This window comes from bacterium (assembly GCA_016708025.1).
Taxonomy (GTDB): domain Bacteria; phylum Zixibacteria; class MSB-5A5; order GN15; family FEB-12; genus FEB-12.
The window spans coordinates 848,447-868,199 of sequence record JADJGQ010000002.1 but is presented as its reverse complement, the minus strand read 5'-3'; the positions used below and the strand labels follow the sequence as shown (position 1 = coordinate 868,199).

17 protein-coding genes are annotated in these 19,753 nt (G+C 54.3%); 3 read left to right on the top strand and 14 right to left on the bottom strand.

Annotated elements, in window-relative coordinates:
* Position 1 precedes the first annotated feature (1 nt).
* The 3 genes from IPH75_10000 to IPH75_09990 all read left to right on the top strand — a co-directional run bounded on the left by IPH75_10000 (position 2) and on the right by IPH75_09990 (position 4,116).
* The gene (locus IPH75_10000; GenBank protein MBK7142401.1) at positions 2 to 1,756 is read left to right on the top strand and encodes a DUF885 domain-containing protein; all 1,755 of its coding nucleotides are present in this window, start codon (positions 2 to 4) and stop codon (positions 1,754 to 1,756) included.
* A 252-nt stretch (positions 1,757 to 2,008) separates the two neighbouring features.
* The gene (locus IPH75_09995; GenBank protein MBK7142400.1) at positions 2,009 to 2,497 is read left to right on the top strand and encodes an HIT domain-containing protein; all 489 of its coding nucleotides are present in this window, start codon (positions 2,009 to 2,011) and stop codon (positions 2,495 to 2,497) included.
* The gene (locus IPH75_09990; protein ID MBK7142399.1) at positions 2,494 to 4,116 is read left to right on the top strand and encodes a hypothetical protein; all 1,623 of its coding nucleotides are present in this window, start codon (positions 2,494 to 2,496) and stop codon (positions 4,114 to 4,116) included. The genes IPH75_09995 and IPH75_09990 overlap by 4 nt, the downstream gene beginning before the upstream one ends.
* A gap of 59 nt (positions 4,117 to 4,175) precedes the next feature.
* Here IPH75_09990 and IPH75_09985 read toward each other — a convergent pair whose 3' ends face one another.
* The 14 genes from IPH75_09985 to IPH75_09920 all read right to left on the bottom strand — a co-directional run bounded on the left by IPH75_09985 (position 4,176) and on the right by IPH75_09920 (position 19,527).
* Complete coding sequence (locus IPH75_09985) at positions 4,176 to 5,111, bottom strand: hypothetical protein (GenBank protein MBK7142398.1); 936 nt, start codon at positions 5,109 to 5,111, stop codon at positions 4,176 to 4,178.
* A 129-nt stretch (positions 5,112 to 5,240) separates the two neighbouring features.
* Positions 5,241 to 6,437, bottom strand: coding sequence for a right-handed parallel beta-helix repeat-containing protein (locus IPH75_09980; GenBank protein ID MBK7142397.1), 1,197 nt, complete (start codon positions 6,435 to 6,437; stop codon positions 5,241 to 5,243).
* 45 nt (positions 6,438 to 6,482) lie between these two features.
* A complete protein-coding gene (locus IPH75_09975) occupies positions 6,483 to 7,364 on the bottom strand; it encodes a hypothetical protein (protein ID MBK7142396.1) in 882 nt (293 codons plus the stop codon).
* Positions 7,364 to 7,705, bottom strand: a complete 342-nt coding sequence (locus tag IPH75_09970; GenBank protein MBK7142395.1) for a carboxymuconolactone decarboxylase family protein — start codon at positions 7,703 to 7,705, stop codon at positions 7,364 to 7,366. Before IPH75_09970 ends, IPH75_09975 begins: the two co-directional genes overlap by 1 nt.
* A gap of 183 nt (positions 7,706 to 7,888) precedes the next feature.
* On the bottom strand, positions 7,889 to 8,464 hold the full coding sequence (locus IPH75_09965; GenBank protein ID MBK7142394.1) for a DUF899 family protein: 576 nt from the start codon (positions 8,462 to 8,464) through the stop codon (positions 7,889 to 7,891).
* A gap of 163 nt (positions 8,465 to 8,627) precedes the next feature.
* Positions 8,628 to 9,569 (bottom strand): orotidine-5'-phosphate decarboxylase, encoded by a 942-nt coding sequence (gene pyrF, locus IPH75_09960; GenBank protein MBK7142393.1) that lies wholly within the window; start codon positions 9,567 to 9,569, stop codon positions 8,628 to 8,630.
* Positions 9,569 to 10,489 carry a dihydroorotate dehydrogenase gene (locus IPH75_09955; protein ID MBK7142392.1) on the bottom strand — a complete coding sequence of 307 codons (921 nt, stop codon included), beginning with the start codon at positions 10,487 to 10,489 and terminating at the stop codon, positions 9,569 to 9,571. Before IPH75_09955 ends, pyrF begins: the two co-directional genes overlap by 1 nt.
* Positions 10,486 to 11,280: a dihydroorotate dehydrogenase electron transfer subunit gene (locus tag IPH75_09950; GenBank protein MBK7142391.1), complete on the bottom strand. Its 795-nt coding sequence runs from the start codon at positions 11,278 to 11,280 to the stop codon at positions 10,486 to 10,488. Before IPH75_09950 ends, IPH75_09955 begins: the two co-directional genes overlap by 4 nt.
* Positions 11,277 to 14,102 carry a tetratricopeptide repeat protein gene (locus tag IPH75_09945; protein MBK7142390.1) on the bottom strand — a complete coding sequence of 942 codons (2,826 nt, stop codon included), beginning with the start codon at positions 14,100 to 14,102 and terminating at the stop codon, positions 11,277 to 11,279. Before IPH75_09945 ends, IPH75_09950 begins: the two co-directional genes overlap by 4 nt.
* Before the next feature lie 60 nt (positions 14,103 to 14,162).
* The gene (locus IPH75_09940) at positions 14,163 to 14,906 is read right to left on the bottom strand and encodes an NAD-dependent deacylase (GenBank protein ID MBK7142389.1); all 744 of its coding nucleotides are present in this window, start codon (positions 14,904 to 14,906) and stop codon (positions 14,163 to 14,165) included.
* A gap of 59 nt (positions 14,907 to 14,965) precedes the next feature.
* Positions 14,966 to 17,140, bottom strand: a complete 2,175-nt coding sequence (locus IPH75_09935) for a DUF1926 domain-containing protein (GenBank protein MBK7142388.1) — start codon at positions 17,138 to 17,140, stop codon at positions 14,966 to 14,968.
* A gap of 3 nt (positions 17,141 to 17,143) precedes the next feature.
* On the bottom strand, positions 17,144 to 18,049 hold the full coding sequence (locus IPH75_09930; protein MBK7142387.1) for an MCE family protein: 906 nt from the start codon (positions 18,047 to 18,049) through the stop codon (positions 17,144 to 17,146).
* Between the two features lie 36 nt (positions 18,050 to 18,085).
* On the bottom strand, positions 18,086 to 19,006 hold the full coding sequence (gene rsgA / locus IPH75_09925; protein MBK7142386.1) for a ribosome small subunit-dependent GTPase A: 921 nt from the start codon (positions 19,004 to 19,006) through the stop codon (positions 18,086 to 18,088).
* A gap of 65 nt (positions 19,007 to 19,071) precedes the next feature.
* Positions 19,072 to 19,527 carry a DinB family protein gene (locus tag IPH75_09920; protein MBK7142385.1) on the bottom strand — a complete coding sequence of 152 codons (456 nt, stop codon included), beginning with the start codon at positions 19,525 to 19,527 and terminating at the stop codon, positions 19,072 to 19,074.
* Between the last annotated feature and the right edge of the window lie 226 nt (positions 19,528 to 19,753).

The following is a 19,753-nucleotide window of genomic DNA, read 5'->3' as shown; positions in this document are numbered from 1 at the left end:
AATGATGCGCAAGATTACTTTGATATACGCGATCGCGTTTGTTGGATTACTGGTTGGACTCGGCCAGGCCGCCCCCAAAAAGAATGCCCGCTCCCAAACCCAGATCTTCGCCGAACTGAGCGCCGACATCCTGACCGGTCTGCAGTCTTTCTATCCGGTGACCGCGACAGAGATGGGAATACACGCTTACGATCACCGTCTGGCGGATTATTCCGCAAAGTCGGTCAAAGAGATGATCTCCCGGCTCAAACAATACGAGAGCCGTCTGGGCAAGCTGAACAACGCCAGCTTTGATGCCGACACTCGCGTCGATCTCAAACTGATCAAATCAAACGTCGATGTTGCTCTGCTGAATCTGGACAAGATCGGCTGGCACCGGAAATCGCCGGTATTGTACGTTGATGAAGCGATCAACGGGATCTACTACCTGACGCTATCGGCAGATAGTACTACTGCGGCGCGACTCAAAGCGATACTGGGACGCATGCGGCAGATCCCGTCACTCTTCGCCACCGCACGCACGAACCTGCAACATCCACCCAAGGTATTTGTGCAGGCGGCCAGAGAATCATTGGCCGCCGGAATTGAATTCTATCGACAGGTGGGTGGGGACCTGATGGTTCAGTTCCCTGAGCAGGCGGACTCGATCCTGGCGATCACCACCTCCGCGCGCGAAGCAATGAACAGCTTCCTGGGGTATCTCGAATCCGTTCAAGTCGGCGATGACAAGTCGTTTGCGATCGGCGAGACCAACTTCAACTATATGTTACAGCACGAGCAGTTTCTCAATTTTGGCGCCGATTCGTTGCTGAAGATAGGTGAATCACTCTTGGTCCAGGCTGACCGAGTTTACCGTGAGTTTGAGAGTACGGTCGAGAAAAATCACCAGACCGGACAGGATTCTGTGTTCATTCCATCGACCTTCACTCGCGACGACATTCTCGATTACTACCAGTGGGAGGTCGAGCAGGTCCGTGTTTTCCTTGAGATGAACAATGTCGTCAGCGTTCCGGAAGATATCGCCCCGTGCCGAGTGGTGGAAACACCCCCAATGCTTCGCACGATGATCAGCGGCATCGCCTATCAACCGGCCGGACCGTTCGATTCCGAGCAAGTCGGCCACTTTTATGTCCGCCCGCTGCCTGACAGTATGGATCAGGTGCAGCTTGATGCTCGCTATCGGTATGTCCACCGTCGGGGATTCCGTGGTTCAGTGGTGCATGAAGCCTATCCGGGTCACCACCTACAGATGCAGATCGCGGCACGCGCCGAAAGTCCGATCCGCAAATGGCAGCGCAATAATATGATGATCGAAGGATGGGCACTCTTTAGCGAAGAGTTGGCCTATCGCTCCGGCCTGTTTGGCGCCGAAAATCCCGCGCAATGGCTCGGCGTGCTTGGCGGTATTCGCTTCCGTGCCGCAAGGATCGTGGCCGATGTCAATCTCCATACCGGCAAGTGGAGCTACGATGACTGTGTCGACTGGATGACCCGCACGCTGGATATCAACACGGAATCCGAGGAAGAGTATATCCGTCGCGAGGTCCTTCGCTACACCCATACCCCAACCGTGCAGATGTCGTATCTGATGGGGAAACGCGAGATCGAGCGACTGCTCCAGGCGGCGCAGATGCGAGAAGGCTCCAATTTCTCCGAGAAGACATTTTATGATCAGATTCTGGCCGAGGGCTCGGTGCCGCCAGCTCTGCTTTGGGAGTTGTTGAATTTAACTCCTCCGTTGACTCCTCAGCCCTGAAAAAAGGGCGGGGAGAATTTGGTGCGAAGTCATTATCTGAATTGAGATTCTGGCGGTCTGGACCGCCACCGGCGTTTCCCAGCTAATTCTTTGCCTGACATATCGTTATCGTCTGCTTCTTTGCGCAAGCAGGTCTTCATTTCCAGTTCTTCATTGAGCCTACTCGCAACAGCTTATAGGGCAAACAGATAGCCAGACATTTCCACAATTTCACTTTTTTCGACCACGCTCCCAGTGTATATTTCTGACACTATGACAGATGACATTTTATGGGCTCCCTGGCGCTCCGCCTTTGTCCTCAACAAGAAGGAGAAGGGGTGTGTCTTTTGCCGGCGGTACAAGATGAAAGACTCTGTGGAAAACCTGATTGTCTATCGAGGCAAGCGTGTCTTTGTCATCCTGAACAAATTCCCCTACAACACTGGACATACGCTGGTGGTCCCGAATCGTCATGTTGGACATGTCGAGCGACTAACGCCGGAAGAGGCGGCGGAGTTTTTTGAGCTGACCCGCCTCTCCATCAAAGTGATCAAGAAGGTGCTCAAACCCCAGTCGATGAATCTGGGAATGAATCTCGGGCGCGGCTCGGGAGCAGGCGTACCGGGACATTTGCATATGCATATCGTTCCTCGCTGGAGCGGCGATACGAACTTCATGCCGGTTCTGGGGAAAACCAATGTCGTGTCAGTGCCACTCGAACCGGTCTACGAGCGGATGCGAAAAGCGTTCGGGGCAGTATGAGTCGCAAGCGGACCGCCCCCACCAAAACCGAACTTCTGCAATTGCAGAAGTTGTACAAGACCGATGAAAAGATCGGCGAGCGGTTGGGTGGCGTCCCCGCGTATCTGGTTGCCTACTGGCGCCGCAAAAAGAATATCCCCAAACATTCACTCCCCAAATTCTCCGAGCCCGAGGTCCGCAATCTTTGGGAACGGTATGGCGATGATGAAAAGGCCGGGCTCGAACTAGGCCTCTCCAAGGCGGCCTTTTACAACTGGCGTCGACGCTACGCCATCAAGGAAAAGCCTGCCTTTCTGAAACTGGAGCAGTTGGAGCTCGACTTCCCGGGCGTCAAGACCAGCCAGCACTCAGTATCGTTGTACGGCAAACAGACCATCGCCCAGAAGATCCTCTCCCGCCTGGCCAATCGTGAACGAGTCGAGATCGGTGAGACGGTGACGGTTGAACCCGATGCCGTCATCACGCACACTGAACTTGGCAAAGTCGTTCAGCAGTTTCGTGATTCCGGCGCGGACTACTTCTGGAATCCCAACAAAGTAGTAGTCTCCCTTGATTACGGTATTTCCGACAGCGGCACAAACGGGAATAGCCAGCCGCTCGGAAATCGCGAATTTTTCCGTCGCCAACGAGTGAAGCAGTTGTATGATCTGCGCGACGGCCTCTGTCACCAGGTTGTGATTGAAAAAGGACATGTTCTTCCCGGCCAGTTGCTGGTCGGGTCAGATCATCAGGCAACCATGTTTGGTTCGGTCGGAGCGCTTGGACTAGGATGTCCCCTTGCAGAGATCCCCCCGATCTGGGCACACGGGAATGTAAGTTTGACCGTGCCGGATTCAGTGCGTGTATCGATCAATGGACGCCGCGGCAAGGCTATTTCCGCTCGGGATATCATGTTCGCACTATATCGCGATCTGCCTTCCGACGGAATTGCCGGAAAAACAATTGAGTATGGCGGCGCGGTCATTTCACAAATGACCCAGAGTGAGCGCATGGCAATCGCCGCCTATTCCTCCGAACTCGAGGTCGCCGGAGCGCTTCTTCCCTATGATGCGACGACGCGCCGTTATCTGACGGGTCGCCACTCAACGACCTACAAGCCGGTCATCCCTGACAAAAACGCCGAATATAGTGAACTGCTGCAAGTCAGTATCGACCATGTCGGCCCCTTGATCCTCACTCCCAACAAATCAGAGCGGATCAAAGCGGTCGCCGAACTGGAAGGAACCTCGGTCAGCCTGATCATTGTCGGCTCCATCTCATCCGGGCGGTTCGATGACCTGCGGGTTGTCGCAGAAATTCTTAAGGGAAAACAGGTGCATGGTGACTGTCGACTGGTGATCATGCCTGCCTCGCGATCGGTCTATCTCGAAGCCCTCAACAAAGGTCTGGTCAGAGTACTGGTCGAGGCCGGCGCGGTGATCACCGCCTCCGGCAACTCCGGTATGCTCGCCTTTGGCGGTACGCTGTCGCAGGGAGAACGGTGTCTCTCCACTACGTGTCAGAATCTTCCGACGTTTGTCAAATTGCCAAAAGCTGAGATCCTCTACTGCTCGCCGGCGACTGCGGCGGCATCAGCGCTGCATGCAGCGATCACCGACCCAACCAGATTCATCCGCTGAATCGACTGCAATAAAAAAGGCCCCGCACCGCAGGGCCTTCACTTAGAAAACTTTCCAATCTATCTAATTCTGACACTCAATGGCTGAGTCAGACCGCATTCAGAGGTCTCAGTCCAGCGAGTGGTGGCATTCTCAAAGACCGCCGTCTGCGTGCCCATGTTATAGGTGAGACTGGCTGACCACTGGCCATTAAACTGCACGGAATCGGCTTCGCTGAAACAGCCGGCATTTAAGCCACCCGACATCCTGATGCTGCCTGACGACGGACAGTCGCCCAGTTCGATCACGTTGAACATATTCAGGGCGACATTATTCCATGAGCCATCCAGATCAAACGCAAACGAACATTCGTAATTCGTTTCCAGATTCTCGACATGTCGGTTGGCCGAGCCATTCAGGGCGGCGCCGCTGTTGATCACCACATCGCCCAAACCGGCGATCTCCCCGGCTTCGCCGACGATGTTGGCTTCCTGATGGATCGAGAGCGAATCCGCGTCAACCTGATTCCATCCTTCGGCGACCCTGCCAAAGCGAAGCTCTGTCAGCAACGCCGAGTCAGGGACTGCGACGGCATCATTGCCGTGTCGGAATTGCAGAGAGTCGCGTACATACCACGCGATGATCGATTTGATCGCGTCGCTTCCATCGACATATTCGGTATCGACCTGGCTATGGACACGATACCAATAGTCGGAGTCAAAGTGATACTCCAGTGTATCGGCCGCGACCGCGCTTGCCGACCTGATATCAATCCGGCCAAGTGGCGCCTGTGCCTGTGAGCCGACAACTTCGGAGACCATGTCGAGTGCTTCGCCGATACCATCGCTCCCAAGTTCATTGGCATCGGAAAAGACCTGTTCCGCCGCTTTGTATTCAGTGGCGGTAGTATCGCCTGCTGTTTTGGCAACCGGGTCAGTTCCATTACTGCTGCATCCAACCAGGCCGACCAGCATGGTCAGCAATACGGACGTGAGGATCATTCGTGATCTGTTCATTCAATTTCCTCCGGTGAAATGACACTGTATCTGATTGTACACAGTATCGGCAGTCTGGTTGGCCAAAGTTACCGTAATATCGTAGAGTAACCAAATCCTCATAGATCCACGAAACCTATTGATCCAGAATTATTTGCGCCTTTGCGAACCACCGTAAATTCCAAGATCGGAGATACTCCCGTCAGGATCATACGTGGTCGAATCGCCACTGTTGATGGCCGGTGATTCCGGCTTGAGATGGAAATCCCCATTCCCCACAAACATCGGGTCTTTGCTTTGATTGAAGTTGTAATCGGTCTGATCCCAGATCGCCTGGTAATTACCTGCCTTGTTGTTGAAGACCAGATTATTCGTGAAAACCCACTTAGACCAATCTCCGTAAAACCAGACACCTACACAGGGGCATACCCATTCATCGCGCCATCCGTTGTCGACGATGATATTATTGACGATCCGTCCGCGGGCATCGGTCGACCAGGGAGCCACGCCGCAATTGCCGTTGTGATAAACGACGTTATTAGTCATGTCCATGAAGGATTCACCGGTTGCGATCATCCCCCAGCCAAGATTGTCATGCACCAGATTATTCCGGGCGATCACCCATGACGTTCCAAACGCGCCGATTCCTTTCCAAAAACCGGAAACATCGTTGCGATAAGCAGTGCAGGTTCCATCCCAGGTCACTCCGATCCCGGCGCCGCGACCATCCTTGATGACACAATCTGTGACGGTGACATTGGCTCCTCGATAAAGCGCGACTCCGTCCCACCCATTGTTGATGATGCCACAATGGCTGATCGTCACTTCGGAAGCCTCACGGCTGAATATCCCGCCGATCCCCACCACCACGCTATCCAGCCGGTGAGTGTTATCACGGACATCGACCTGCTCAATCCGAACCTTTGAAGAACGAATCACTATGCCGGCATCGGTGGCGTTGCCGCTGGTATCGCGGACCCCGCCGGTGATCGTCAGATTGCGGATTAGTGTTTCTTGGGAATTCTCAATATACAGCCCATAGCCGGCGTTAGTGATCAGGCGTGTTCCAGCACGATCTGACCCGACGATAGTGATCGATTTGTCTTTGATGATAAACCCATAGGTCGCGGCGACCGGCGTGCGCGGATCGAGACAGTTGCCGCAAAGCGGCTCGACAAACGAGGTCGGCTTGGCGGAGAACTCTGCCGCAGAAAGGATCAGTGTATCACCGGATTTGGCTTTGTCGATAGCGGTTTGCAGATCGGTATTGACGCGGACTGTCCGCGCGTTTACTGCGCCGGATGAAACCAGCGCGATCAGGAGAAAGAGCGGGATGTATCTTTGCATGCCGCCATCCTACCGATGGCGGCGAGGTGAATCAACTAAAATGGATCATTTCGGCATGCGCAGGCGATAGAACCCTTTATACGAGAACTCTTGGGGCGGCAATCCCTTCAATTCATCGAGGGTGAGCCAGGGATCGTTCTGATTGTCGTGGAAAAGAGGGATATAAAAGTCACATGGCGGATTTCCACCGGTGGCGATCAGGTAACGCTTATCACCCTGGTCATTCTGCAGAATGGTCAGGATCACATACACACGACCGGTTGTCCCGATCTCGGTTCGGGCGATCAGCATATCGCCGGGTCGAAGGTCCGCTTCGCTGACCGAATCGCTGTTTGTTTCCAGCGAGAGATAGTTGCTGTTGTCGGCGACCAGATTGAAAAACCGATTGTATTCGAGCGAGTCCGGCATCCGCACTTCGGATGGCTTCAGGATCAGGCGCATCCGCGAGTCATAGATCGGCGTCGAATTGAGCCAGCGCGCATAACTCATCGTATCCCCCGCTTTCGGGAGGATCTGCCATCGGTCGGCCCGCTGTTCTTTCAACAGCCACTCGAGTTGGATCTGCATCGGGATCACATAGTCGAAAAACTTGCTGGTCCGCCAGGGAAGCATGACACATCGGGATATCTCATCCGCTTCAAACGCCAGTCCCTGTCCCAGAGTCGCCACCCCTTTCAGGGAATGCCAGAGCGGCATCCGCGAAACCCAGGCCTGATATTTGGTCATCTTGGAATCAGGCATCCGCTTGAATCCGTCAGGCCAGGCAAACTCAGATTCCGCGTTGAATATCTTGGTTTTGTACAGGACGTACGGGTAATTCTTGAAAAACTTGTTCAGTTCTTCCTCAGAGACTTTGTTGGGTGTCTGCGACCAGATGGTCGAACCAACCATCAACAACAGCAGCGTTAACAAAAGTAGTTTGCGCATTATCCTTTTAATTCCTCCCAGGTCCGATAGGCCCGGCGAAGGTGTGGGATTGTGATCGATCCGCCGACCACCAATGCGATCGACATCACTTCATCAAACTCAGCATCGGTCAATCCGGCTTCTTTGACCTGGATGACGTGATAGGTGATACAGTCATCACAGCGAAGAACCAGCGAGCCGACCAGACCAAGCATCTCCTTGGTTTTGGCATCGAGCGCCCCCTTGCGGTAGACCGCTGAGTCTATCCCGAAGAATCGCTTGATGTTAAGGTCTTCTCGATTGAGCACGATCTCGTTGAGGCGTGCTCGTTCTGCCTGCCATTCTTTTACCCGCTCAGACATGATTTGCTCCCATCTTTTTTGCGTCGGAATATAGGAGAGTTGAAAGCAAGCGGCAAGTGGCGCCGTCCGTTAGCTTGGAAAGTCGCAGCCACTTCGGATATAAATCGAATGGGCTTATTCTCAACAAAACGCGGAACCGAATCCGGCTCCGCGCTCTATTTCAAATCTGAGTCGACTGAAGACCTAGTATTTGTACATCGGCTCCCAGTCGTTGACCCCTTTCGGCATCAGATCCAGCAGATGCCAGACCGAACAGTAGAGGTCTCCCGGTCCGAAATAATCGTGACAGACCCGCACGATAGAACCATCCGCATTCCGCTTGAAGGTTGAAACTCCGGGGTACGGTGATCCCTTTTCATTCGCAAATCCGAGATCCGGAAAAAAGCTGGTGCCGTGGGAGGAGTAGATCGGGAAAGTCCAGCCGCGGCCGGTCGAAAACTCCTTGACCTTCTCCGCCGAATCAGGCGTGACAACCGCAAACGGCGCACGGTTCGCCAGGTGTTGCCAGATACCATTGAATCCGTCGGCCCAGAGTGTGCAATACGCGCAGCCTCGTCCCATGTTATGGATCACCATTAGCTCATCTTTGCCGGCGAACAGATCGGAGAGCATAACCGGTTTGCCGTGCGTGTTGGTCAACACATAGTCCTTGACCGGAAGCGGTGGTTGGGCGCGACGGACCGCGAGTAGGTTTTCCCGGGCTGCCTTAAACTGCTCTTCGGCAGCCTTCAGCTCTTTCTGCTCATCACCGATCAACATGACAACCTCCTGCAACAGACTTGACAGACTCCGTCCCGATACCCGGGGCGGATAATGGATATAATAAGTATACGATAATCAGAAGAGGATGGAACCCGGAAAAGTGCTGATTCGGACCGGCTCTGACCGCGCCGCAAAGGTGCCGCGCGGTATGCTATTATGATCAATTCGGAGCCGGGTTGTTGCGTTCAGGCTGTTCGCCCGTATTCGGTTCGGGTGAAACAGCTTGCGGGGCATCTGTCGATTCGGCGGCTGGTTCGACCGGTGGCGGTGGTGCCGGCTGGTTCTGGAAGACTTTCGCCCGAAGTTGTGTCACCTGCGCATTGAGACGCTCCAGCTCCGCCCGTGCCCGCTGGGCAAAATCCTTGTCGCTCGACGCATACAACACCGAGCGCGAGACATTGATCACCGCCGGTTTGCGGAAATTGTCGCTCCCTAAAATAGCGGCTTCTTCCAGCGAGCCTCCCTGTGCTCCGACTCCGGGGATCAGGAACGGCATCTCACCGGCAACATCGCGAATCCCTTTGAGCTGATCCGGATGCGTTGCGCCGACCACCAATCCGCAATTCCCTTCTTTGTTCCAGTAGAGCACTTTTTCCGCGACATGCAGATAAAGCGGTTTCTGGTCGATCTCCAGCAACTGAAAATCCTTAGAGCCGGGGTTGGAGGTCAGGCAGAGAATGAACGCTCCCTTATCTTTGAACTCCAGAAATGGCCGCAATGAATCATACCCCATATAAGGGTTCAGCGTCACCCAGTCTGCGCGGTAGCGATCATACATCGCTTCGGCATAATACTGCGCCGTGTTGCCGATATCCCCACGTTTTCCATCCATGATGACCGGGATCTCTTCCGGGATCCGATCGCGGATCACCTTGAGTAATGACAAACCATCCGGGCCAAGCGATTCATAAAAAGCCATGTTCGGCTTGTAGGCACAGACCAGATCTGCGGTAGCATCGATGATTCGATGTGCAAAATCAAAGAGCCCCTTGGCCGAACCGGAGTATTCCGATGGCATCTTCTTGGGGTCGAGATCCAACCCGAGACAGATCATCGAACGATTTTTCTGCTGTATCTTGAGGAGATTGCGAACGGCTGACATTACCACCTCTGTACTTTACCGACCAGGTCAGCGACCGTGGCCAGTTTTCTGCGCTTCATATATGCTTTGAGCCCGGTCGCGATCTTGACCGGCGAATCGGGCTCGACAAACAGATGTGTCCCGATCTGCACGGCGGTCGCTCCGAACAACATGAACTCGACGACATCCTGCCAGGTGGCGATGCCGCCGATCCCGATGATCGGGAGTTTCACTCCACTGCGATAGACGACATCAACCATCAACAAGGCCATCGGCTTGATCGCCGGGCCGGTCAGGCCGCCGCGATTATTGGTCAAGCGTGGGCGCCAGGTCTCGATATCGGCTGAGGTTCCGAATGCCGAATTCATGATCGCCAGTGCATTGGCGCCACCAGCTTCGGCCGCCCGGGCGATCGCCGTGATATCGGTGACATTCGGGCCAAGCTTGGCGATGATCGGACGTTTGAAAACGGCGCGAACTTCTGAGACACATTTCTCGGTCATCACCGGATCAACGCCGAACTCGATCCCGCCTTTGTCAACATTCGGACAGGAGATATTCAGTTCGATCATATCGACGCGCGGTGAATCGGCCAGGCGCGCGGAAACATCAACATACTCTTTGATAGATGATCCGGCGACATTGACGATCACCTTGGTTGGCTGCGTTTCGAGCCAGGGGAGTTTGTCGGTCAAAAACGCATCGATCCCGACATTTGCCAGGCCGATAGCGTTGAGCATCCCCGAGGCGGTTTCTGCTGTGCGGGGCGGACGGTGTCCCATGCGTGGCTTCTGCGTGATCGACTTCGTCACCAGTGCTCCCAACTTTGAGAGCGGAAAGACATTTGCCAGTTCTTCGCCATATCCACAGCAACCGGAGGCGGTCATGAGCGGATTGACGAAATCAACACCGGCAATCGAGACGCGAATATCGGGAGTCATAGCTGCACCTCACCGATATTAAAGACGGGTCCTTCGACACAAACACGGACATATTCACCGGCAGTGGTTTTCACCACGCAACCGAGACAGACGCCGATACCACACGGCATTGGTGCTTCGAGTGAAAGCTGTCCGGCTGTCTGGTATTTGATCCCAAGGTCATTGGTCGCTTTCAGCATCGCTTCCGGACCGCAGCCGTACATGCGAAGGTTTTCGTCACCATGCTCCTGCAGGAACTTCTCGACCGGTTTGGTCACCAGCCCCTTGACGCCGGCCGATCCATCGTCGGTGGCGACATGCAAATTGACGCCAAGTTTTTTGATACGGGTCCGCTCAATGATATCTCCCTCCGAGCGGCCACCGTAAAAGAACTCGATCTTTTTCGGATCATATCCTCTGGCGACCATGTCGGTGGCCAGATACATCAGCGGCGGAAAGCCGACGCCGCCTGCCACCATGATCACTCGTTCATTCTTTTTGGGGAGAGCAAAAGGGACTCCCAGCGGACCGAGGATGTCGATCGACTGGTCTTTGCTGAATTGCGACAGCAGTGTCGTCCCACGTCCGAACACCTTAAAGATGATCTCTATTTCTTTCTTTTTCGGATCGATCGCAGCAACCGACATCGCGCGCCGGAAATAAACATCGGTGTGCGGCAGGCGCACATGGATGAAACTGCCGGGGCGGCATTCTTTGGCGCGAGTGTATGGTCCGAAAGTCAGGGAGAAATAATTGTGTGAGAGATCACGGTGACGGAGTAGGCGGGTTTCCTCACAGGATGGTCGAATCATTTCAAGTAATCCGGTTTTTCAACGATGTATTTGTACACGTACCAGCGTCCCCGCGGATCTTCCTGATCCTCCGGAAGAGTGATCATCTCAGACTTCCGTGTCAACTCCTTGTTGACCTCCAGCGGGTCAAACGACATGGAGCCGACGGTCAGTTCCGCACGACGATTGATTTCGTCGTGAGGCGCCGGTGATTTTAGCTCAAAATCAATCACCTTACCCGAAAAATCAAGCAAGATCTGGAAATAGACCTCAAACTGGTAACCTTCGATGCTCGAAGCTTCAGCGGGATAGTCAAATTCGATGCGAGTTTCGATAGGCTTGATATCGAGTAGGATCAATTGCTCATCTTTCGGCCCCTTGTAGATCCGCTCTTTGGGGTCGATATACCGCCCGGTCGTGTCGGCCTCGTCGGTCTTGATCGGCGTCGCAACCTGCGGATCGCCTTGCTTGATATCATCCCGTTCCGATTCTTTGACCTTGTCCGGCTGAATATACTGCTTTTTGGCGGGCGCCTTATAGGTGATCCGCTTTTCTGCCTCCTGCGCCTGCGGAGTGCCCGGGAACGAGTCGATAATCGCTTCATAGGCAAAGATCACTGAGGAATCACCAGGAGATTGATAATTCTCCAGAATATAAGCGATGTTGAAGCGCGCCTGTACGCCAAGTGACGAGTTCGGGAAACTGTCGATGATGTACTGATAGTAGTAGCGGGCCGAGTCGGCATTGCTCGAATCGATCAGGTAATTCTCGGCCAGACGATAGTAATATTCCGGATATCCCTTATCCTCAGTGGTCCCGACTTTTCCCATCAATCCAAGAATTTCCGGCGCATAGTCAGTATTAGCATAGATCCGGTATGCTTCCTGCAGGATCGAGTCTGCACCCAGTGTGTCGGTCAGATGTTCCCGGTACATGGTGCTGAGCGCCAGCATGGCGCGAGGGGCGTATGAAGTTGTGGAGTAGTCGCTGATCAACCCCTTCAGCTCCGCAATCGCCGAATCCGGCTTATTGAGCTGGAACCAATACAGTTCGGCCAATTGGAAAATGATATCCGCATCCGCTTCCAGTTTGGCGACGCGCTTGCGCTCGGCGGCAATTGAATCCGCTCTTGCCTGCTGTTCGGGCGTGGGAGCTGCTTTGGCTAGTGTTGGAGTCTGCTGCATTGCCTTCATTCGCTGTGACTGCTGCGCGATCTCTTCTGCATCGCTGGTCGCTTTTGTCGAATCTGTAAGAGTGGAATCGACTGCCCCGGAATCCGGCATCACCGCAGGCGTCAGAGAGTCAATGCTCAGGGAATCGGTCGGCACAACCGCTGGAGCGAGAGAATCAGAAGTAACGGTATCTGCATTATTCACAATACGGATCAGGGAATCAACCGAAACCGCGCTGACGGTGTCAGTCGCTTGAGCCGCATTCCTGATACTGTCTGCGATCAATGAATCCGCCAGTCGCGCCGCATTTTTGACACTGTCTGCAATCAACGAGTCCGCCAGTCGCGCCGCATTACTGACACTGTCGGCAACCAACGAATCCGCCATCCTGGTCAGGTTTTCCAGCGAATCCGCAGCTGCGTTGATGGCAATCGAGTCGACCTCATCCACCGTCTCAAACAGCGAGTCGACCGTTACCGAATCGGTCAGAGGTTCGGTGGAGTCTGCGGGCAGTGTTGTATCGCGAGTTGCGCTTGGTACGGCCGTGGAATCGCTTTTCTTCTTGAGAGCTTCTTTCCTGGCTTCTTCATCCGCCTCGCGATTCGCCTTCTGCTTCGCTTCGATCATCTGCAGTTTGGCGATATCCGCCGAGCGCTGCACCGCGTCTTTCCCCGCATCGAGACTCTGATTCCCCCTGACCGCCTTGTCATAATATTCTTTGGCTGTCGTCAGGTCGTCGTAATCAAACTGGTAGATCAGGCCAAGCTGATAGTTGGCGATAGTTGACCAGTTGTTGTTATCCGATGTACTGATGACATCTTCGTAGGTCGCTTCAGCCATCGAAAGGTCACCCAGGTATTCATATCCGGTCGCTTTGGTCAACTTGATAGCGCCGAGCGAATCATAATAGATCTGATCCTTGGCTAATTCATCCAGATAATCAAGACCGGTGTTGATCCGTTGGAGGCGATACGAGCAGACGGCCGAGCGGTGCAATGCGCGATATTTCAGATTTTTGTCCGGCTTCATCCCGAGGATCTGCAGATATGCCTTGAGAGCGTCGGAAAAAGCGAATTGATCGAAATAGCTGTCCGCCAGGTGGCTCTGGGCAGTCAATTTCTGCTGATCGTTGCCTAAAGAATCGCGGATAGAGAGAAAGAATCCGCGCGCCCGTTCCGGGTCCTTCTCTTCGGCATGATACAGCCCCAACTCCATGGCGGCATCCGCCTTGTAGGACTTGTCATAGTCTCCGGCGAAGATCTCTTCGAACAGCTCGATCGCGGCATCATGGTCGCTCAGCTTCAGTTTGGACTGCGCGAGATAGACCATCGACTGCCGGGCAAACTCGGATTCCGGAAAGTTAGCCAGCAGCTCGCGGAATCGGCGTTCTGCCTTGGAGTACTGCTGGGTATGATAGTACGAGGCCCCTACAACATAGAGCGCGTCATCGTAATACTTGGAATTCGGGTGATCTTCGAGCACCTTGAGAGACTTCTCGATCGCATTCTTGTAGCTCGACTGGCTGCCGGTGCCGGACTGCTTCCGCATCTTTTCCGCCGTGTTGAATTCCTTCTTGGCATTGTAGAAGGTGTTGTAATACACACAACCTGTCAGCCCATAGAGGAGCAGGAGCGAGAGAGCAGTGAAAAGAGTAGTTCGGCGCAGCATCATGAGATTATAAGTAGCTTCTTCCTCAGTTGTACACCCCGGACCGGTTCCGGATGCCCCAATTTACTGAACCCGTCCGACTTGCGACAGCTTTTCCACCAATTGGGGAAGTATTTCACCCGATTTCGCCGGAAAATAGTAGTCTGCCAGGGAGGTAAGCGGCGTTTCGTCCGGGTTGATCTCCACCAATATCGCCCCATGCCGCTTGGCCACAACCGGGAGGGTCGCTGCCGGGTGAACCAGAGCTGAGGTCCCGATCGAAAAGAAAATATCCGCCGCCTCGGCGGCGTCAAAGGCCGCCTGAATTGTCTCTTCGGGGAGCATTTCGCCAAACCAGACAACATCGGGGCGGATTTTCCCGCCGCAGGCTGGACATTTTGGGATGGCTGACGGCTCTATTTCGTTCTCCAACTCAATTGGACGGTTGCAGTCCGCACACTTGTTTCGCAGGATATTGCCATGGATCTCCAGCACATGGTCAGATCCGGCCATCCGATGCAGATTATCCACATTCTGAGTCACCAGGGTGAACGAAGGGAACCAACCGGCTAGTTCCACCAGCGCATAATGTCCCGCATTTGATTGTACCTGGCGAATAAGATCGCGGCGCCAGTTGTACCATTCCCAGACCAGCTTGGAGTTGGCGATGAATGCGTTCATGGTGGCGAGGTCTTCGGGGCGAAACTTGGCCCAAAGCCCTTCGTTCCCGCGGAAAGTTGGGACACCGGATTCGGCCGACATTCCGGCACCGGTTAATACAACGCCGGCACGGCTCTGCTGAATGATCGAGGCCAGTTCTTCAAGCACGAGAAGAAGATACGGCAATTCCCCCCTCCCCACAAAAGAAAAGTGGGCGACCCAGAACCCTAGAAATTGCCCGCCAGAGCTGAGCTGGCTATCTCACGAAGAACCGACTCTTTACTGCCGGCATGCAGGGTGAATTTCATCTGCATCGGCTCGGGTGAGATCGATATATGGAAGCAATTGAGAATCGTGGTTCCCTGATAGACCTTCTCGAATCCAGCCTCGGAGAGTGAGACCGTGTGTATAGGATGATGCCAGATCTCTCCGGCCCGTTGCGATTGCAGCACTACCGCCAAACCTCGCCAATCATCCACCATGCCGACACTGGAGACTTGCTGATGGCTACCGACAGAGTCAAGGAATGATTCGCTCGGACGCTGGCTGTCGATCAGGAGGTAGCGGTCATGGGCATGACCGGCTTGGAAGCTGAAACTGTTTTCAATCGCGAAATGAGTCGACACGGTTGAGCCATCGGTAGTCCGAAGCTCGTATGTGATCTCCAGTCGGTCGGCTTCTTCGAGGAAGTAGAAGTTTTTGGTCAGCCTTACCGCGTGCTGTCGTCCGTGGGAGCCAACCTTTCCGTCGCGCGTCAGAGTCACCCGTCCCGAATCTGCATCAAACTCGGCCGCGTATGCCCCGGTGGCAAAGTCTCCCAATTCTTCGACCTGCGCCGACTGGAACAGCTCAACCGAGGTTTTCTCCGCGAGGAAATGATCGATAAAACAGCGCTTCAAGTACTGGTCCTCGACAAGTATCTTCTCGAGCCCCGGCTCCTTGGCAATTACCAGGTCATGGATAGAGGCGGTCCCGTCATGCGGGGTCTCGCTCTGCGCCACTGCCAGTTTACGGTGGTACCCTTCCTTGCGTCGCGCGAGTGTATCTGTCAGGTCAAACGCATGTCTGAGAAGTCCAAGGTCGACCAGCATTCCGCCGCGATCCGGCTTAAAGACGGCGGAGAAGGCCGCAGACTCAACCAGGATCTCATCGCGACGATCCGCATCATGATCTTTGGCTGCGATCGTCACGACTCGGGTATGCGCAAGCTCCCTCAGTTTTGACTCTGCTTCCAACAGTGCGGCATAGATCGCCTGGCGAAGGTGCGGCAAGTAGAGTCCCCCGAATACGCCATGCCAATATGCGCAGTTGCACTGCGCCGCATACAATCGATCGCGCACCGGCTCCAGTTGCGCGTTCATTTCAGGATGTGCTTTATCAAAAGTCGCTAGCCGCTCGGAAACAGCCAGCATCTTCTTGTGCATCAGATTGGATTCTTCGTATTTTGTCAAAAATCCGCGCCAATGCCCTGCGCGCACGAATCGCTCGTGCTCCTCGGCCTTCTGCATCGTCTTCAGCCAATGCTCAAATGCCTCGTACTTGAGGAATCCGGGAGTTGGAAGTGCCCAGTGCCCCATCTCTTCGTAAGAGGCCGAAGGAAGGTATACCCGCCCTACCGGCGTCATATCGGCCGCGACCTTCAATGGGACAACTTCGAGCCAGTCGGCGTTTCGTTCGAGAGCCTCAAAGAACTCAGCCAGCCAGCGATCATCGTAACAATGTTTGTGCGTGTTGGGCCAGACGCCGAACTTCTCACCATCATCGGCATAGACCGCCACACCCGAGAGAGATATCTCCGCCTGACGCTTTAGCTCGCTGATCACCTCTTCTACTTTGCCGAACGGGATCAAGTAGCGAAGCTTTTTCTGGATCGGAAGTAGCGTGACAGTCTCCCCTTCGAATTCGGTCACGAACGGCCCGGTCAACTGGGAGCGCTCCATGCCGGCAAAGAGGAAATGCGTATCATCAACGGGCAGATACCCGACACCGGACTCGGCGAGAACTTTCGGCAAATGCGGCTCCCAGACTCGCTCGGTGAGCCAAAGCCCGGAGATATCGGCACTAAACCGATTGCGCAGGAACCCGGTCAGTTTTTCAATCTGACCGCGCAGATCACGTTGTGGGATGGAAGTCAGGATCGGTTCATAAAAACCGCCGGTCATCAATTCGATCCGACCATCAGCGACCAGCCGCTTCACCTGCTCCAGATATTCCGGATGGTGTTTCTCCTGCCAGTCCCAGAGGATGCCGGACTGGTGCAATGAGAGCGAGACTTTCGGGTATTGCGCTAGCAGTTCGAGGAAAGGTTTGTAGGCCTGCTGGTGAGCCTCTTCAAACACATGATCAAAATTCCCCACCGGTTGATGGTTGTGCAGTCCAATTGCCAGGCGGAATCTGGTCATAAGCTAAAAGATCTCTACTTTCAGGTTGATATATTTCTGCGGGTTGGCGCGAATGTCGCTGATCAGTTCATCGATATTGTCGGCGGTGCCGCGCAAGTCGTCATACAGGCGGCGGTCTTTCATCATGAGCTGCAGTGTCCCATCGCCGTTATTCAATTGATCGGCGAAATACCGAAGATCAGACGAAAGCGTATCCAGGTTTTGGACCAGGGTATCAACACCAAATGACAGTTGATGGAATTGGCGGATGGTCGAATCAACGATCTGGGCATTGCGGGCCACCAGATCCGACATCTGTTGCGACGCCTTGACGACATTGTCGCTGGTTCGATCGAGCTTTGCTTCGTTGCGATCCATAAAACCGACCAGCGACTTCGAAAGCGATTCCAGATTAGCGACAGTCCGGTCGAATCTTGCCAGCGAGGTATCTGAGGCGACCGTCTGACGGATCCCACTCACCATGTTGCGCAGTTCGATCACGATATCACCCACGACCCCCATCAGTTCGGGGATCCCGACCTCTGCCTTGCCGATCGCCACCATGGCAGTGTCAAATCGTTCGATCGCTTCGCCCGGATGGATCGCGATAAATCGCTCGCCCATAACACCCAGGTTTTTGATGACGAACTGGGCATCCCGGTGCAGTTCAACATCGCGATACAACAGCAGTTCCACCATCACCCCTTCGCCGGTCAACTGCAGTTGGTTCACTTTCCCTTTGTGGACACCGGAAACAGTTACTCTGTCGCCTGCGGAAAGTGTCCCGACATCACCAAACAGGACTTTTATCCGCTGGGCATTCCGCTCCATTTTGTAGCCTTGCAGCCAATAGAGGGATGCCAGCAGGAGGGCAAACCCGAGCAGGGTGATCACCCCGACACGAAATTCGATGTGACTTGTCTTAGCCATCTTCTTCTATATCGGTAACTTAGCCCAAATCTACAGTCACCACGGTTCCTCCTCAAGGGAGTTCGCTATGGCGATGAAATTGTCATATCGAAAGCGCCGTATCTCCCCTTTTTCAACCGCCTGCTGTACAGCGCACCCCGGCTCATGAAGGTGGCTGCACGGCTGAAATTTGCAGTTGATATGATATTTCCGGAAATCCGGGTAGTAGTCGGCCAAGTCCTCTTTGCGCACTTCCCAGAGCCCCATCACTTTGAGCCCCGGAGAATCGACCGCAAATCCGCCGGTCGGAAGTTCATATAGCTTGATCGTAGTGGTCGTGTGCTGACCCCGGTTGGTTCGATCGGAAAGTCGGCGGGTCTTGAGGTCGAGTCCCGGAATCAGGTAATTCAGGAGGGTCGATTTCCCCACCCCTGAATGGCCGACAAAAAGCGTTCGATGATCCGTGAGCAGCCGGGTCAACTCCTCTATCCCCTGGCCGGATTGCGCCGAGGTCGCCACGATCTGGCAACCCAGGGAGCGGTACTCCTTTACGACTCCATCCAGATCATCGGGTTCCCCCAGATCGATCTTGTTGATGATAATCAGGGGTGTAAGTGTTCCCAGTTCCGCGGCGATCAGGAACCGATCGATCAAGCCTGTTTTGAGAGGCGGAGCGATGACAGAACTGACAATTGCCAACTGGTCGAGATTGGCCGCAATAACTTGCTTGGTCCCCTCTTTCCCCTTGGCGGGACGGAAAAACGAGGTCCGGCGGTCCAGCACTTTCTCGATGACGCCGTTGGACTCGTCGACTCGCGTTACCAGAACATCATCACCCACGGTAACAGGCGACTGATGATCGGTGTGGAATTTAACGCGCTGGCGAACCTCACAAGAGAGATGTTGCCCATCCGGAAGTCGTACTTCGAACGACTTCCCCTGTGTGCCAATGACTACTCCTGGTTCCGGACTTCCCATGCTGGTTAAGCTACGGGGCAGCCTGAACTGCGGCAAGGAGAAAGGCGCATAGGTGAGTCCCGAGCCTATTCGTTCCGGGCATGCACGATATAGTCCAATACGGGCGGTTCGATCCCGGCCCGCCGCATCAGCACGATGATCTGGCCGCGATGGTGGGTCGAGTGATTGATAGTATGAGTCGCAATCTCCTGCAGGCTGTTCTGGAATGCTATCCCTTTGGTGTTCACATACGAAATCTGTTGCTTGAACTGCTGGTCGGTCAGCGTGGACAGATACTGGCTCCACTGCTGGGCCGCCTGATTGAGATGACGGATCAATTCCGGCAGGGGAATCGGGTCCCAGATAGCGAAAGTTTCGCCGGTTCGAAGTATCCGGCTCAGCCAGACCTTTTCTACAATCACCAGATGACTGAAAAGCGTCAGGGTGAATGGATCTTTGTCCACTACCTCAGGGAGCCTGACAAACAGCCGCCGGTTGGCCCACTCGTTATAGCGAAAGAGGTTATCGAAGTGCTCTCGCATTGAAAAATCCTCCTGTCATACTGTAACAGCAATTACTGCCGCAAGTGTCATACTATCAACAGCCTGATAGCTCCGATCTGATCTGATGACTGGAGCCGCACACCCAGAGTCGTGTATAATCCCTTGATCCTGAAAAAGTTGGGCCGGATGCAACCTTCCGGTCCCCAGACCGGTTTCAGAAGAGATAATTTGTACTCCGCGACTGGATATGTTATCCTTCCGGCAG